Origin of the sequence: Carnobacterium sp. FSL W8-0810 (genome assembly GCF_038007125.1) — a bacterium.
Taxonomy (GTDB): Bacteria; Bacillota; Bacilli; order Lactobacillales; family Carnobacteriaceae; genus Carnobacterium_B; species Carnobacterium_B inhibens.
Window position 1 is genome coordinate 621,628 of the sequence record NZ_JBBOWO010000001.1, and the last position, 14,961, is coordinate 636,588.

A 14,961-nucleotide genomic window follows, 5' to 3' on the forward strand; every position below is an offset into this window, starting at 1 on the left:
TAAAGATATGACGGAAAAAAACTGGGCATTATTAAATGGGCTAGCATTAGCTTATGTAGGAGATGCCATATACGAAATCTATATTCGCGATTATTTAGTAGGACAAGGATACACAAAGCCAAGTCAATTGCATAAAACAGCGACACATTTTGTATCAGCCAAAGCACAAAGTTTCTTGATGCATGAAATGCTAGCAGTAGAAGGCTTTTTAACGGAAGAAGAAGTAACGATGTACAAACGTGGCCGAAACTCTAAAAGTTATACTTCAGCCAAAAATGCAGATATCACGACTTATCGTGTAGCTACTGGATTTGAATCACTGATGGGATACTTACATTTAGCAAAACAAACCGAGCGTATGGAAGAATTGATCCGTTGGTGTATTAAGAAAGTGGAGGATACAAAAGATGACAAGAGATAATAAAAATTTTGGTAAACGCAACAGCCAGCCTAAAAAGCCGTCTTTTTCAAAAAAACCAGCCCGACAAGCTGTTAAACCAGTTAAAGATGAAGTAGAAGAGCAAGAAACAGATCGTGATTTAGTTGCAGGACGCTTGCCAGCTATTGAAGTATTGAAATCTGAACGTGATATTAATAAAATTTTTCTACAAGAAGGTTTAAGCGGAGCTAAGATGGAAGAAATCCAAAATTTAGCTAAAAAACGCAGTGTTCAAATTTCGTTTGTGCCCAAAACTAAATTGGATCAGTTAGTAGATGGAATGAATCACCAAGGTGTAGTTGTAGCAGCTTCTGCTTTCCAATATGCGACAATTGATGATCTATTCGCAGTAGCAGCTCGAAAAAATGAAGATCCGTTTTTCATTCTTTTAGACGGAGTTGAAGATCCGCATAATTTAGGTTCCATTATGAGAACAGCTGATGCTATCGGAGCACATGGTATCATTATTCCAAAAAGACGTGCTGTAGGATTGACAGCTACGGTAGCCAAAGCTTCTACTGGAGCAATCGAACATGTTCCTGTTGCACGAGTAACGAACCTGGTTCAAGCAATTAAAGAATTAAAAGAACGCGGATTGTGGTTGTATGGAACAGACATGGAAGGTCAAGATTACCGTCAATGGGAAACAACATTGCCAATTGGACTAGTAATGGGCAACGAAGGAAAAGGGATTTCTCGTTTAGTAAAAGAACAAATGGATGGCATGATTACCATACCGATGACTGGTCATGTTCAAAGTCTGAACGCAAGTGTAGCGGCAAGCTTATTAATGTATGAAGTCTATCGTGGAAGAAATAAAATCTAGCTAATGGAATAAAGGAAAGGGGGTCAAATGCTATGAAAAAAGAATTATTGATCGTTGATGGATACAATATTATTGGAGCATGGCCACACTTGGTGAAATTAAAAAATCAAGATAAGATGGAAGATGCTCGAGATGCGTTGTTACATGAACTTTCTAATTACCAAAAGTATACAGGTATAGAAATTCGCGTAGTATTTGACGCTCAATTTGTTCCTGGAATTCAACAGTCGTATCAAAAATATCAATTATCAGTTATTTTCACAAAAGAAGGAGAAACTGCGGATAGTTATATTGAACGGATTGTTGGAATAGAGAGTACCTTGATTATGCAAGTGACCGTTGCAACAAGTGATCTGGCGGAACAATGGGTCGTTTTTCAAAAAGGAGCTTTACGAAAATCAGCTAATGAACTTTTTAGTGACGTTAAACGTGTAAAAAAAGCAATAGAGGCTGACGCAAAAGCTTACCACTTACAGGATTATAGAAGAAACTCACCTTGGACTCACCATCAAATGGACAGATTAGAAAAATTAAGAGATGATCTAACGAAGTACTAAAGTGACTGTTTGTTATTTTGAGAGTTTTCGAGAATGGTAGACAATTGAAATAACTCGCGTTAGGTATCTAATCTTACTAATTTAGCCATTAAAGGAGGAAAAGGTTTGGCAGATGAAGAAGAGACACTCTCTCTTATGAGCGATGAAGAACTGATTCGCAAAATCAAACATGGAGATGGGTATCCGTTCAAAATTTTATTTGAGCGTTATCATCCTCTAGTAATCAAATTAACAAAAGAGTACTATCTTAAAAGTTATGAATCAGAAGATCTTTGGCAAGAAGCACGGATGGTCTTTCATAAAACGATACAAACATACGATTCAGATAAAGGACATACATTTGGAAATTTCTATAAATTAAATTTCAAACACCATATCTTCAGTTTGATTCGAAAAGATATGGCAAAGAAAAGAAGAATTGAAAAAATTGTTGAGTCATTAGATAGTATGCTAGAAAAGGGAATGAGTCCTCAATACATAACGAACGCAAAAGAAGGACTATCCGCACTGGATATTTTACAAGTTAAAGAAAAATTAGAGGGCTATCACCATGCATTGTCTAAGTTAGAGCAGCAGGTCTTTTCTCTTTATCTTAATAATAAAGAAATAGACGAGATTGCTGAACAACTGAATTGTGATAGTTTGCAAATAAAAAATGCGTTAGACCGGTGCAAACGTAAAATGAAGCAAACGTTAGATTCTTAACGATTCTATCTAGTTAGTTGTACTTATAGTAGTTTTAAGTAAATAAAAATGAAAGCGGATTCTTTATCTGCTTTAATTCTTAAAAGTAGAAATAGTCTACCATTCTCGTAAGGTTTTAAAATAAAAAGACAAGAATTAGGCTTTAGCCTGTTCTTGTCTTTTTATGTGAATTAGGTGTTTATTTACGATCCGCTAAATATTACGGTTTAATAGTGACTCCGTTACGTCGCGAATAATTTCTTTTTCTGGAGTATTTGGTAATTGATCAATACGTTTTAAAGCCTTTTCTGTGTACTTATGGGCTAAACGTTCAGCTTCCTTTAATCCGCCTAAATCAATCACTAATTGTCGCACTTTCTTTGTGTCCTCGTTGGTCATCTGATCTTTTTTATTAAGCAAGTCTTTAAAAGCAGCATTATTTTTCCGCATAGCATAAATGAGAGGCGAAGAATAAACACCTTGTTTAACATCCTCTAGCACGGGTTTTCCAAATGTATCAGCTGTCTGGGAGTAATCTAAAATATCATCTTTAATTTGAAAAGCCATACCAATATGACTTCCGATATAATAGCAATGTCTAGCAAATCTTTCGTCTTGTCCACTTTCCAAGGCGCCTGAGTAACAAGCTAAAGCAAATAATTGAGCTGTTTTACCAGAGATCTGAGTTAAATAATTTCGAATGGTTATTTTTTTATTGTATCTAAGATGCATTTGATCAATTTCACCCATTAGGATGCGTTCCATCCCTTTAGTGTTGATTTGCATTTGTTTCATAGAATTAGAATAATCTGTTATCAGTTTGAATGACACGGTAAAGAGATAATCACCAGCATATACAGCTACATCTTTGCCGTATTTTGATTGAATGGTTTTTTGACCACGTCGTTTAGGTGAATCATCAATGACATCATCATGGATCAACGTAGCCATATGCAATACTTCAATAGCAGCAGAAAAAGCCCGTGCCCGGCTAGGATCATGATCATCCCCGAATGAGGAAAACAATAGGGTATAAGCTGGCCGAATCAATTTACCTCCTGTATGCATCATATCGACTATAGCGTTCTCGATAGGCTTATTTCTAAGATGGATTTTTGAATCCATTAATTCGATCGTTTGTATCAATTCAGAGTGCAGTTCAGGGTAGGCTTCCCACATAGGATGGATCTGCATGTGTATTCCCCTTTCGTTTCATAAAGTTATGGCGGTAGTATTTAAGAATTTGCATAAGTAGTTTTACGACTACTTTTTTTACTATGGTGTTGAGTATGACTTTGGAAATCTTTTAATGTTCTTACATGAGTCATTAGATAATTAGCAGCAATACCAATAGCAATACCAGACAAAATACCCATGAAGGATAAAATAGGCAAGTAAAGCATAACGGTCCACGTTTGAGCGATCCAACTAGCAACTGCTAATTGGCCAACATTATGCAAGATACCACCTGTAGCACTTATTCCGATAATGCTGACACGTTTTGGCCCCAACATTTTTACGATTAGCATGCCAACATAACTCAATAGAGCTCCGGCACAACTGTACATAAAAGTAGACAAGGTGCCTCCGAGGAGAGTAGTCATAATGAGTCTCATCCAGACTACTGTAAAACTGTCTTTTAAAGGTAACGTAAATATAGCCACAATTGTAATAAGGTTAGCAATTCCAAGTTTTGCACCTGGAGCAAAGGCAAAGGGAAAAGGAATGCTTCTTTCAACTAAACTTAAAATAACAGCTTGAGCTGCCAATAATGCAATATATACAAGTTTTTGGTTTCTATTCATATACACCAGCCCTTATTTAATAAACTCAATGAATTAAGTTATCGCTTGTTTTGATCATTCAGTAAAAATAACAAGAGACAAAGAAGAAAAAATACTGAATTCTTCTTTCTATCTTAACATTTTTTTCTCTTTCATACATGAAGTTTAGTGCCCTTTAAGCCATAAGAAAATGAGTGGAGGTAGAGAGACCTACCTTCACTCACCCATTTATACTATAGTAAACTTAAATTTTTATTTATATAAAGACCTTGGTGTACCATACCACCATTTACCGGCAACTTTTTGAATCCATGGAATCACGTAGTAGTCTAAACCAAACGCACGACCAGAACCATTCATCAAAGCGATAGCTGCGAAGACAAACCAAATGTTGACCCAGTAGAACATACCAGATAAAGCAAAGCTGACAACTAAAGCAACAGTAGCAGCACTAGCTAACCAAGTGAATAAGCCGGCAATTAAAGCCAAACCAATAGCAATTTCCACACAAGTCATGAACTTTTGGAAAATTAGAGCTACTTCAGGAGTAGGAATCATAAATTCCATAATACTGTTAAACCAGCCAGGAGCATGAGATAAAACCATCATGGGTTCTTCACCGTATACGTAGCTCAGACCAAAGATAGGTTTTGCAACTTCCGTAACTTCGTCCACTACTTCTGAAGCTCCACTAGTTACGTCTTGCAACCAAGAGAACGGTAAAGCTACATTATCGCCAAACCAGCTTTGAGAACCAAATAAACCAAAGGCTTTTTTGACCCCTTCAAAACACCACATACTACCGTAAAAGACTCTTAAAGGAACACTCCATAAGACATTTCCGTACCGAGAAAGATGACCGCGGAAAATATTTCTTTGGTTTTTGATGTGGAAGAATTCATGGAATATATATTGTACCATGTAGTAGCCAGAACGAATATCAAGGAAGTATTTCAAATTCACAATGTGTTTCATTAACATAGCGAAGAATCCGCTAAGGTGGAATTTATCCATCAAATAAGCAACACCATATTTCGAACCGATAGAAACCATTGTTCCTTGGTAATTTGATTCGAATTTGTGTTTTTCTTTACCTTCAATGGCTGCAATCACGTTAACAGCAGCAGTGTGTCCAGTTTGTTCAGCAGCTTGTACGATTTGAGGAGTTGGTTTACCTTCTTCTTCTTCGTAGTAGACAAGATCACCAATAACATAAACATCTTTTAGATCTTTTGCTTCCATAAATTCATTAGCAACTAGGCGTCCTGCGCGTGCTTGTTCCATTCCAAATTCTGCTGTATCTGTGTTCGCTTTAACACCAGCAGTCCAGACTAATGTTTTCGTAGCAATTTCTTCTCCAGATTTTAATAGAACAGAATCTGAACCAACGCTAACAATTGGAGCATCTTTCATAATCTTGATACCTTTTTTCGTCATGAATTTTTCAGCTTTATCGGCATCTTGACGAGGAAGTGTGTTTAAGATAGTAGGAGCAGCTTCAACAACGATCAATTCGATCTCAGAAGCGTCAAATTTGTATTCTTTAGCTAAAACATCTTTCCAATCTAATAATTCTCCGACCATTTCGATACCCGTAAATCCAGACCCACAAATCACAAAACGCATCATAGCTGCACGTTTTTTAGCATTGTGTTCAATTGCTGCAGCAGCAACAGTAGTCTCAATGTGATGACGTAAACGAACAGCGTCTTCTAATGACCAAAGAGTGAAGCCGTGTTCTTTAACTCCAGGTGTTCCAAAGTCATTTGGTTCTCCACCCATACCTAAAACTAAATAATCATAGTTGTAAGATCCGTTTTCAGTTACAACAACTTTTTTATCGTGGTCAACAGCAGTAACGGTATCTGTTACCAAGTTAACATTTTTTTTGCGAGCGAATAAACGTTGTAAATCATATTGAATAGCTTCAGGCTCAACACGTCCCCCAGCCACTTCGTGCAATTCGGTCATATAAGTAAGGTAAGAGTGACGATCGATTAACGTGATCGTTACATCTTTATTTTTCTTAAGTTTCTTTGCTAATTGTTTCGTAGCAGCAACTCCTGCAAAACCAGCACCAACAACAACTACATTTGTTTGAGTCATTTTTTCTAGCTCCTTTTTAAAAACTTTTTTTTAAATAGAATAATAATTGCAAGTTTCATCAAGTTAGTTAAAAGTTTCACAACCATCTGATGAATTTATTATACAAAATAAAAATGAATATGTCTACATTTTAAAAGATTCTTTTGAAAAAAGGTATACAGAACTGGGTATATACAGTTTGAAAAAGAAAGTATTCGTTAAAATATATACAAAACAGTGTTAAAAAAAGGATTAAATCAAGGAAAATGATAATGCAAAAAAGCACAAACGGTTGTCACATTATCGACAAATTCCAGTTTTCATCAAGAAACAAAGGGTATTTTAAAGAAAATAGAAATTTCGAGATTATAAAAAGAGAGTTTGTGATGGAAAAAATAATTTATATTGAAGAAAAATTCCACTATTAAAAAAGACTTAGAAAGATATACCACCATTAAATGCTTATAAATAAGCATATTTGGGTTGCGTGGCTGTTGGTAACGTGTTGTCTCAGTGTATATTATAAGAATATCATGTGAAAATATAGACAATATATGTGTAAGTCGTTATACTGATAGTAGATGATCAGCCAAATGAAATAGCCGGGTTGTTCTTTCGTTAGGAAGATCAGACTATAAAAATAGGGTGGGTATATATTATGGAATTTAAAAAAGGTTTGAAAATGGCATCAGTTGTTTTTGCTTCAACATTTGTATTGGCAGCATGTGGGTCAGATGATTCAACTACTGAAGAGAGTTCTGCTGTAGAAAGTTCAGCAGTTGTTGAATCAGAAAAGACAAGCTCTGAGTCAATGAGCTCAACTGAAGCAGTAGCGTTACAAGATGGTTCATACTTATTAGAAGAAAAAAATCTTGATGACAATGGTTGGCGTGTTGTTTTTAATATGACTGTTAAAGACGGACAAATTACAGAATCAAACTATGACTATGTTAATGATGCTGGAGAATTAAAATCAGAAAGCGAAGAATATCAAAAAGCAATGAAAGAAAAAGTTGGAACTGGTCCTGCAGAGTACATTCCTGAATACAACCAAGCTTTAGTAGATGCACAAGATCCTTCAGCTGTTGAAGTTGTGTCGGGTGCAACTCATTCTCATGAATTGTTTGTTGAATATGCACAACAACTCGTTGATGCAGCAGCAGAAGGTAAAACAGATAAGATTGAAATAGATAACTAATCCCTTTGAAACTGTTTTTTGCTAGGGCAATTCCTTTAGCAAATATTGAAAAGGTTAAGGTAAAATGACATAATATAGAGGTCTTAGATTAATTTCTAAGGCCTGTTTATTTTTAATGGAATTTGGATAAAAATTGATAACAAACAAGGGGTCTTTTTGATGAGAAAAAAATGGGTAGGCAAGATGATGGTTTTGTTAATTGCTGGACTTTTCTTGCTTGCGGGTTGCGGAAAAGAAACGAGCACAAAAGAGCGGTCGTTAGCTAAGGAACCGTTTGAAAGAACTGAATTTTTAATGGGTACGGTAGTGAAAGTAACGATTTATAATCAAGACAAACAAGAAGCGTTAGATGCAGCTTTTGAACGGATCGAAGAGCTTGCGGGTTTGATTACCGTTGATGAAGCCAGTGGGGATTCAGAAGTTGAAAAAATCAATAGCCAAGCTGGTATAAAACCAGTCGAGGTATCGGATGATTTATATTACTTGTTGCAAGCAGCCTTTGACTACAGCGATACTACTGCTGGGAGTTTTGATATGACAATTGGGCCAATTACTGAATTGTGGCACATTGGTTTTGATGACGCTAGGAAGCCGGAGCAATCTGAAATTGATAAAGCTTTAGCTTTAGTTGATTATACAAAAGTTCAGTTTGATGATGAAGCCCAAACAGTTTACCTTCCAGAAAAAGACATGCGAGTCGATTTAGGGGCAATCGCTAAAGGTTTTATTACAGATGAAGTAGTGGAAGTGTTAGAGGAACATGAAGTAGATACAGCTATTATTGATCTAGGTGGTAACGTTTATGTATTAGGAGATAGTGCAAGAGGTGAAGGTGTGGCTTGGAATGTTGGAATCCAAGATCCGTTTGAAACGCGAGGAACGATTTTAGGTTCTTTAGCTTTAAGCGACCGTTCAATTGTTACTTCCGGAATCTATGAACGATTTCTTGAAGTGGATGGAGAAACTTACCATCATTTGATGAATCCTGAAACAGGGTATCCTTTTAATAATGAACTAGCTGGAGTAAGTGTAGTCACAGAGAAGTCTATTGATGGAGATGGATTGTCAACATCACTTTTCTCTAAAGGATTGGTAGAAGGGTTAGAATATGTTAATACCTTAGAAAACGTTGACGCAATATTTGTTACTAAAGATAAAGAAGTTTATTTATCTGATGGTTTAAAAGATACCTTTAAATTGACGAATGATGATTTCACATTGAAAAATTAGCGAAGAGGGATAAGCGATGTCGATAAATACATTTTTGAAATTAGTGGAGATCCAAACGAAGTTAGCGAGCCTTTTTCCTTTTCTGCTAGGAACATTGTTTGCAACTTATTATTTTGATTCTTTTAGTCCAATCAATACACTTCTTTTCTTTTTGAGTATGATTATTTTTGATATGACAACAACAGCCATCAATAATTTGATGGATTACCAGAAAGCTAAAGACGAAGGGTACAAAGATGAAGTAAATATTATCGGACAAGAAAAACTATCAGAGAAATTAGTTGTTCGCCTAATCGTGGCTATGCTGGTTATCGCGTTTCTTTTAGGAATTATACTTGTATTTAGAACAAATATTATTTTATTACTGATCGGAGCTGTTTGCTTTTTTATTGGGATTTTTTATACTTTTGGACCAGTCCCAATTTCAAGAATGCCGTTAGGAGAACCTATTTCTGGGCTAACAATGGGATTTGGGATCTTTTTTATTGCAGCCTTCGTAAATGTTGAGCCAGGAACCTTATTAAGCTTAGCGTTTGAAGGAACACGATTTATAGTAGAAGGAGATATGGTGCTCATCTTGTCGTTGTTCCTTGTTTCTCTGCCTGCTGTATTTTTAATTGCAAATATTATGCTGGCAAATAATACGTGTGATTTGGAACAAGATATTTTAAATCACCGTTATACACTGCCTTTCTATATTGGTAAAAAAAGAGCCGTTCAATTGTTTAATGGGCTGGTTTACTCAAGTTATGCTGTCGTTGTGATAGCAATTATTTTAGGTTTGTTGCATCCTATATTATTACTTTTAGTAGTAACGATCTTGCCTATGCGAAAAAATCTAGCTGTTTATAACGCGAAACAAGTAAAATCAGAAACTTTTGTGATTGCTATAAAAAATATTATTTTATTTTGTAGTAGCGAAGTTGTGTTGTTAGCTATAAGCTTATTGTTTCGATAAGATCAAAAACAGCAATTGACATGTTTCACGAGTGATGGTAAATTTAGTAAGATGTCATTCGTCCGTCCGTTTAGGAGAAAGAATAGGTGAAAAAATGAGTGGTAAAAAAACATCTCTAGCTTGTTCTGTTTGTGGATCTAGAAATTACTCTAAAAAAGTGAATGAAGGAAATCGCACAGAACGCTTAGAAGTAAAAAAATTCTGTAAATATTGCAATCAACATACATTGCATCGTGAAACAAAATAAAAAGAAGTCTCAATGCCAATTTGGAGGGAATAAAAAATGAAGAAAATAAAAAACTTTTTTGGTAATGTACGCCAAGAAATTAAATCAGTCACATGGCCTACTGGTAAAGAACTTAGAAAATATACATTGACTGTTTTTGTCGTCTGTCTATTATTTGTTCTTTTCTTTGCAGTTGTTGATTTCGGTATAGATGCAATCTTAGACTTGGTTCTATAAAAGGTGTTAAACAGAAACCACTAGCGTGAAAGAACACATGGTGGTATAATAAGTTCAACAATAAATGCACAAAACCTTCTTTAAAAGTAAATGAAGGTTTTTTTGTATGTCATAAAAAGTAGTCAACTAGCCAATAACAAAAAACAAACATCAATAATAAAATGAATAGGAGTGATACAGGTGGAAGAAATAGAAAGTGCAAAACAGTGGTATGTCTTACACACATATTCCGGATATGAGAACAAAGTAAAACAAAACATCGAGTCTAGAGCTAACAGTATGGGTATGGGGGATTATATTTTTCGAGTAGTTATCCCTGAAGAAGAAGAAAAAGAAGTAAAAAATGGTAAAGAAAAAACAAATATGAAAAAAACATTTCCTGGATACGTTCTAGTTGAAATGATCATGTCTGATGATTCTTGGTACGTTGTTCGTAACACTCCAGGTGTAACAGGGTTTGTTGGTTCACATGGAGCAGGTAGCAAGCCGGCACCTCTTTTGAACTCAGAGATCGAAGTTATTCTACGCCGTATCGGTATGAGTGCTCGTCATCAAGAAATCAACTTTGAAGTTGGCGAAACCGTTACAATTATTGAAGGTGCATTTAGCGGCCTTACAGGTAAAATTACTGAGATTGAATTGGAAAAAGCAAAACTTAAAGTTAATGTTGAGATGTTTGGTCGTGAAACAAGTACAGAACTAGACTTTGAACAAGCAGATAAACTGTAAACAAAGATCCGTTTTAATAGTATTGAAAGAAGTGGGGCAAGCCGTTCCCGCTTTTTTTGTGCAGTTAAATTATAGGGTACTAAGACTTGAATCTTTCAGTAACTGCGGTAGTATCATCCTCTTGTTTTACAGCCAAAGATGCACTGAGAAGCATCGATAAAAGTCACAAGCCTGTGGTATACTAAACCCAAAATGAACTAAGTAGGTGAATAGTGAATGAAAGAACTTGTTTTAATATTGGCAGCTATTGTAAATGAAATTCATGACACCCTTAATCAGCTGTTCGGTATGAATATGTCTGATAAAGATCTGCATTTCTGGGTGATGGGCATTATAGGGATTATTTTCTTTATAGGGGTCTATATCCTATTCAAAATTGTTGGGAAATGGAAATTTAGTACAACGATTCTTTCTTTTATTTATACTTTTACGATGATGACGGTATTGGTTTTTGCTATTGAAATTCAACAAGCCATTACGAATAGGGGGAATATGGAATTTGCTGATGCTGCAGTAGGGTTGTGGGGATTTATTGTGTTTTTTGCTGTCTATGTTGTTGTTGTAGGTGTGATTTACACCATATATTCTCATATTAGAAAGAAAAAAATAAAGAAGGTTTCTAAAAAATCAGTAGAAGAACAAGCGTTGATGCCAGAGAAACCGATAGAAGAACCAATAAAAGAACCAGTGGTTTATCGCTCTCAAGTCAAAAACAAGAATAAGTTTAAAAAGTAGTTGCAAAATTGAATTTCAGATGGTATAGTATCTTGGTACGTTTTACGTATGCGTCAAATGTGGGAGGGGAAATATTAACCCCATTAACCACATCACGGACTCAATCAAGGAGGTATGTCTCGTGGCTAAAAAAGTTGTTAAATTAGTTAAATTACAAATTCCTGCAGGAAAAGCAACTCCAGCTCCACCGGTAGGTCCAGCTTTAGGGCAAGCACAAATCAACATTATGGGGTTCTGTAAAGAATTCAACGCTCGTACTGCTGATCAAAACGGAATAATCATTCCCGTTGTAATTTCTGTATATGAAGATCGTTCATTTACATTTGTTACAAAAACACCACCTGCTGCTGTTTTACTTAAAAAAGCTGCTGGTGTTGAATCTGGTTCTGGTGAACCAAACACTAAAAAAGTTGCAAAAGTAACTCGCGACCAAGTTAGAGAAATTGCAGAATCAAAAATGGCTGACTTAAACGCTGCAGATGTTGATGCTGCTATGTTAATGATCGAAGGTACTGCACGAAGCATGGGATTCACTGTAGAAGGTTAATTCTATATTCCGCTTCTCAGTATCCCTTATAGATAACTTTATAAGGATTAAGTGGGAGGTAAAACCGTTATAACCACAATCAAGGAGGAAAAAATTATGGCTAAAAAAAGTAAACAATATTTAGCAGCGGCTGAAAAAGTTGATGTTTTAAAAGCTTATTCATTAGAAGAAGCTGTAGCATTAGTTAAAGAAGTTGACTACGCTAAATTTGATGCAACTGTAGAAGTTGCTTATAGACTTGGCGTTGACCCTAAGAAAGCTGATCAACAAATTCGTGGAGCAGTTGTTCTTCCAAATGGAACAGGGAAAACTCAAAAAGTATTAGTATTCGCTAAAGGTGAAAAAGCTAAAGAAGCTGAAGCTGCTGGTGCAGACTACGTAGGAGAAGCTGAATTAGTTCAAAAAATCAATGGCGGATGGTTTGATTTCGACGTTGTTGTAGCAACTCCAGACATGATGGCTGAAGTTGGACGTCTTGGACGTGTTTTAGGACCTAAAGGCTTAATGCCAAACCCTAAAACAGGTACTGTTACAATGGACGTTACTAAAGCAATCAACGAAATTAAAGCAGGTAAAGTGACTTACCGTGTTGACAAAGCAGGAAATGTTCATGCTCCAATCGGTAAAGTATCATTTGACAATGCTAAATTAGTTGAAAACTTCAAAACTATTAACGAAACAATGCTAAGAGTTAAACCTTCAACTGCAAAAGGCGAATACATCAAAAACATTACAGTAACAACTACTTTTGGACCTGGTGTTAAAGTTGATGCAGGATCGTTTTAATAAATAATTATTAATAGTCTTGACCTGGGCGATATAAATTGTTAAAATCGTCTAGGTTGAGAAATATTACCGAAGACAGTAGGTGGCGAGTGCCTTAATTTCCTACCGAGGATGAATATGTGAGAACATACGATTATCCCTCTATGTCTAAGGTGACATAGAGTTTTTTGCATTTATAGGACTTTAAGTTCATAAAAACAAGAAATTCTAGCCAATCGATCAGGAGGTGAAAAATTTATGAGTCAAGCAGCTATCGCAAAAAAACAAGATTTAGTTGATTTAGCATCAACTAAATTTAAAGAAGCAGCTTCAGTAGTTGTAGTAGACTACCGTGGATTAACTGTTGAAGAAGTGACTAATTTACGTAAACAATTACGTGATGCAGGAATTCAAATGAAAGTTATCAAAAATTCTGTTTTGAGCCGTGCAGCACAAGCAGCAGGTTTAGAAGGAATGGACGATGTTTTCAAAGGACCTACAGCCGTTGCATTTAGTAACGATGACGTTGTAGCACCTGCAAAAATTATCGCTGAATTTGCTAAAGAAGCAACAGCATTAGAAATTAAAGGTGGCGTAATTGAAGGACGTGTTTCTTCAGCCGCTGAAATGAATTCTCTTGCAACTATGCCAGACCGCGACGGTCTATTGTCAATGTTGTTATCTGTACTTCAAGCACCAGTTCGCAATACTGCACTTGCTATCAAAGCAGTTGCAGAATCAAAAGAAGAAGTAGCTTAATCAAGCAATCTCTTTTTGAAAGAAAAGTAAGTTAAACCAAAAAAACTAACCAATAATGGAGGAAACCAACAATGGCATTAAACATTGAACAAATCGTTGCTGACTTGAAAGAATCAACGATTTTAGAATTAAACGACTTAGTAAAAGCAATCGAAGAAGAATTTGGCGTAACTGCAGCAGCTCCTGTAGCAGCAGCAGGTGCTGGTGAATCATCAGCAGCTGAACAAACTGAATTTACAGTAGAATTAACTTCTGCTGGAGACTCAAAAATTAAAGTTATCAAAGCTGTACGTGAAGCTACAGGCCTTGGCTTGAAAGAAGCTAAAGGATTAGTTGATGGAGCACCAGCAGCAATCAAAGAGAACGTTTCTAAAGAAGAAGCTGAAACTTTGAAAGAAGCTTTAGAAGCAGCTGGAGCATCTGTAGAAGTTAAATAATTTTAACCCTACTAATGCTTTTAAGAAAAGACACGCAGTTTGCTGCGTGTCTTTTTTATCTTTAGTGAGTTTTTTTGAAAGACAATTAAATGGATAGAACGTTAAAGTGAAACCAGATAAAGGAGGAACGAGCATGTCAGATCATTATTTTACTAATAGACCTCAAACGGCCAGTGAAACTTCTGCTTGGACGTATACTTTACGAGGGAAAGAATTTAAATTTGTAACAGATACAGGCGTTTTTTCTAAAAAGACAGTTGATTTTGGTTCGCGTTTGCTGATTGAAACCCTTGATTTTTCTGAAATGGTTCCCGGTAATCTGTTAGATATTGGTTGTGGGTATGGTCCGATAGGGTTATCTTTAGCTAAAGAAGATGCGGAACGAAAAGTAGAGATGGTCGATGTAAACGAAAGAGCTTTAGGGTTAGCGAAGCAAAATGCATCTAATAACCGGTTGGCAAATGTATTGATCCATACATCTGATATTTATGAATCAGTAGAAGGTAAGGACTTTGCGGCTATTGTTAGTAATCCTCCTATACGGGCAGGTAAACAAGTGGTTCATGGAGTTTTGACCGGAGCTTACGATTTGCTTAAACATGGGGGTACGTTAACTGTGGTCATTCAAAAAAAACAGGGAGCGCCAAGTGCAAAAGCGAAAATGGAAGAAATGTTCAGAAATGCAGAAGTCATCGCTAAAGACAAAGGCTATTGGATCATTCAAAGTGTAAAACAAGAGGATTAATAATTTTGTTGACTTATAAG

19 protein-coding genes and 1 other annotated feature are annotated in these 14,961 nt (G+C 35.9%); of the genes, 16 read left to right on the plus strand and 3 right to left on the minus strand.

The genetic code is table 11. The annotated features are described in order from the left end of the window. Positions 1–7 precede the first annotated feature (7 nt). From NST49_RS03000 to NST49_RS03015, 4 genes are all read left to right on the plus strand, one after another. On the plus strand, positions 8–421 hold the full coding sequence (locus NST49_RS03000) for a Mini-ribonuclease 3 (RefSeq protein ID WP_023179616.1): 414 nt from the start codon (positions 8–10) through the stop codon (positions 419–421). Further along, positions 408–1,265: a 23S rRNA (guanosine(2251)-2'-O)-methyltransferase RlmB gene (gene rlmB / locus NST49_RS03005; RefSeq protein WP_341046929.1), complete on the plus strand. Its 858-nt coding sequence runs from the start codon at positions 408–410 to the stop codon at positions 1,263–1,265. Before NST49_RS03000 ends, rlmB begins: the two co-directional genes overlap by 14 nt. 32 nt (positions 1,266–1,297) lie before the next feature. Next, positions 1,298–1,822, plus strand: coding sequence for an NYN domain-containing protein (locus tag NST49_RS03010; protein ID WP_023179613.1), 525 nt, complete (start codon positions 1,298–1,300; stop codon positions 1,820–1,822). A gap of 105 nt (positions 1,823–1,927) precedes the next feature. Beyond that, positions 1,928–2,527, plus strand: a complete 600-nt coding sequence (locus tag NST49_RS03015; RefSeq protein WP_023179611.1) for a sigma-70 family RNA polymerase sigma factor — start codon at positions 1,928–1,930, stop codon at positions 2,525–2,527. 192 nt (positions 2,528–2,719) lie between these two features. Here the strand turns inward: NST49_RS03015 and NST49_RS03020 are convergent, their stop codons facing one another. The 3 genes from NST49_RS03020 to NST49_RS03030 form a co-directional block, all read right to left on the minus strand. After that, the gene (locus NST49_RS03020; protein ID WP_023179609.1) at positions 2,720–3,700 is read right to left on the minus strand and encodes a polyprenyl synthetase family protein; all 981 of its coding nucleotides are present in this window, start codon (positions 3,698–3,700) and stop codon (positions 2,720–2,722) included. Positions 3,701–3,741: 41 nt separating this feature from the next. Continuing rightward, on the minus strand, positions 3,742–4,311 hold the full coding sequence (locus tag NST49_RS03025; protein WP_034537986.1) for a Gx transporter family protein: 570 nt from the start codon (positions 4,309–4,311) through the stop codon (positions 3,742–3,744). Positions 4,312–4,542: 231 nt separating this feature from the next. Further along, positions 4,543–6,396 (minus strand): FAD-dependent oxidoreductase, encoded by a 1,854-nt coding sequence (locus NST49_RS03030; protein ID WP_341046932.1) that lies wholly within the window; start codon positions 6,394–6,396, stop codon positions 4,543–4,545. A 637-nt stretch (positions 6,397–7,033) separates the two neighbouring features. Between NST49_RS03030 and NST49_RS03035 the strand changes: the two genes are divergently transcribed. From NST49_RS03035 to NST49_RS03090, 12 genes are all read left to right on the plus strand, one after another. Then, on the plus strand, positions 7,034–7,573 hold the full coding sequence (locus tag NST49_RS03035; protein WP_034537985.1) for an FMN-binding protein: 540 nt from the start codon (positions 7,034–7,036) through the stop codon (positions 7,571–7,573). A gap of 159 nt (positions 7,574–7,732) precedes the next feature. Continuing rightward, on the plus strand, positions 7,733–8,803 hold the full coding sequence (locus tag NST49_RS03040; RefSeq protein WP_341046933.1) for an FAD:protein FMN transferase: 1,071 nt from the start codon (positions 7,733–7,735) through the stop codon (positions 8,801–8,803). 16 nt (positions 8,804–8,819) lie between these two features. Further along, complete coding sequence (gene menA / locus NST49_RS03045) at positions 8,820–9,761, plus strand: 1,4-dihydroxy-2-naphthoate polyprenyltransferase (protein WP_251165933.1); 942 nt, start codon at positions 8,820–8,822, stop codon at positions 9,759–9,761. A 94-nt stretch (positions 9,762–9,855) separates the two neighbouring features. After that, positions 9,856–10,008, plus strand: a complete 153-nt coding sequence (rpmG, locus tag NST49_RS03050) for a 50S ribosomal protein L33 (protein ID WP_013712055.1) — start codon at positions 9,856–9,858, stop codon at positions 10,006–10,008. A 36-nt stretch (positions 10,009–10,044) separates the two neighbouring features. Continuing rightward, positions 10,045–10,224 (plus strand): preprotein translocase subunit SecE, encoded by a 180-nt coding sequence (secE, locus tag NST49_RS03055; RefSeq protein WP_023179598.1) that lies wholly within the window; start codon positions 10,045–10,047, stop codon positions 10,222–10,224. 189 nt (positions 10,225–10,413) lie between these two features. After that, complete coding sequence (gene nusG / locus NST49_RS03060) at positions 10,414–10,953, plus strand: transcription termination/antitermination protein NusG (RefSeq protein WP_407371964.1); 540 nt, start codon at positions 10,414–10,416, stop codon at positions 10,951–10,953. 216 nt (positions 10,954–11,169) lie between these two features. Beyond that, a complete protein-coding gene (locus NST49_RS03065) occupies positions 11,170–11,688 on the plus strand; it encodes a hypothetical protein (RefSeq protein WP_341046938.1) in 519 nt (172 codons plus the stop codon). A 121-nt stretch (positions 11,689–11,809) separates the two neighbouring features. Continuing rightward, positions 11,810–12,235: a 50S ribosomal protein L11 gene (rplK, locus tag NST49_RS03070; RefSeq protein ID WP_023179593.1), complete on the plus strand. Its 426-nt coding sequence runs from the start codon at positions 11,810–11,812 to the stop codon at positions 12,233–12,235. Between the two features lie 96 nt (positions 12,236–12,331). Then, positions 12,332–13,021 (plus strand): 50S ribosomal protein L1, encoded by a 690-nt coding sequence (gene rplA / locus NST49_RS03075; RefSeq protein ID WP_043945515.1) that lies wholly within the window; start codon positions 12,332–12,334, stop codon positions 13,019–13,021. Between the two features lie 51 nt (positions 13,022–13,072). Then, positions 13,073–13,200, plus strand: a sequence feature (ribosomal protein L10 leader region). 58 nt (positions 13,201–13,258) lie between these two features. Then, positions 13,259–13,759, plus strand: coding sequence for a 50S ribosomal protein L10 (gene rplJ / locus NST49_RS03080; protein ID WP_341046940.1), 501 nt, complete (start codon positions 13,259–13,261; stop codon positions 13,757–13,759). Between the two features lie 71 nt (positions 13,760–13,830). After that, positions 13,831–14,196, plus strand: a complete 366-nt coding sequence (gene rplL, locus NST49_RS03085; RefSeq protein WP_023179588.1) for a 50S ribosomal protein L7/L12 — start codon at positions 13,831–13,833, stop codon at positions 14,194–14,196. A gap of 133 nt (positions 14,197–14,329) precedes the next feature. Further along, the gene (locus NST49_RS03090) at positions 14,330–14,941 is read left to right on the plus strand and encodes a class I SAM-dependent methyltransferase (protein WP_341046943.1); all 612 of its coding nucleotides are present in this window, start codon (positions 14,330–14,332) and stop codon (positions 14,939–14,941) included. Positions 14,942–14,961 lie beyond the last annotated feature (20 nt).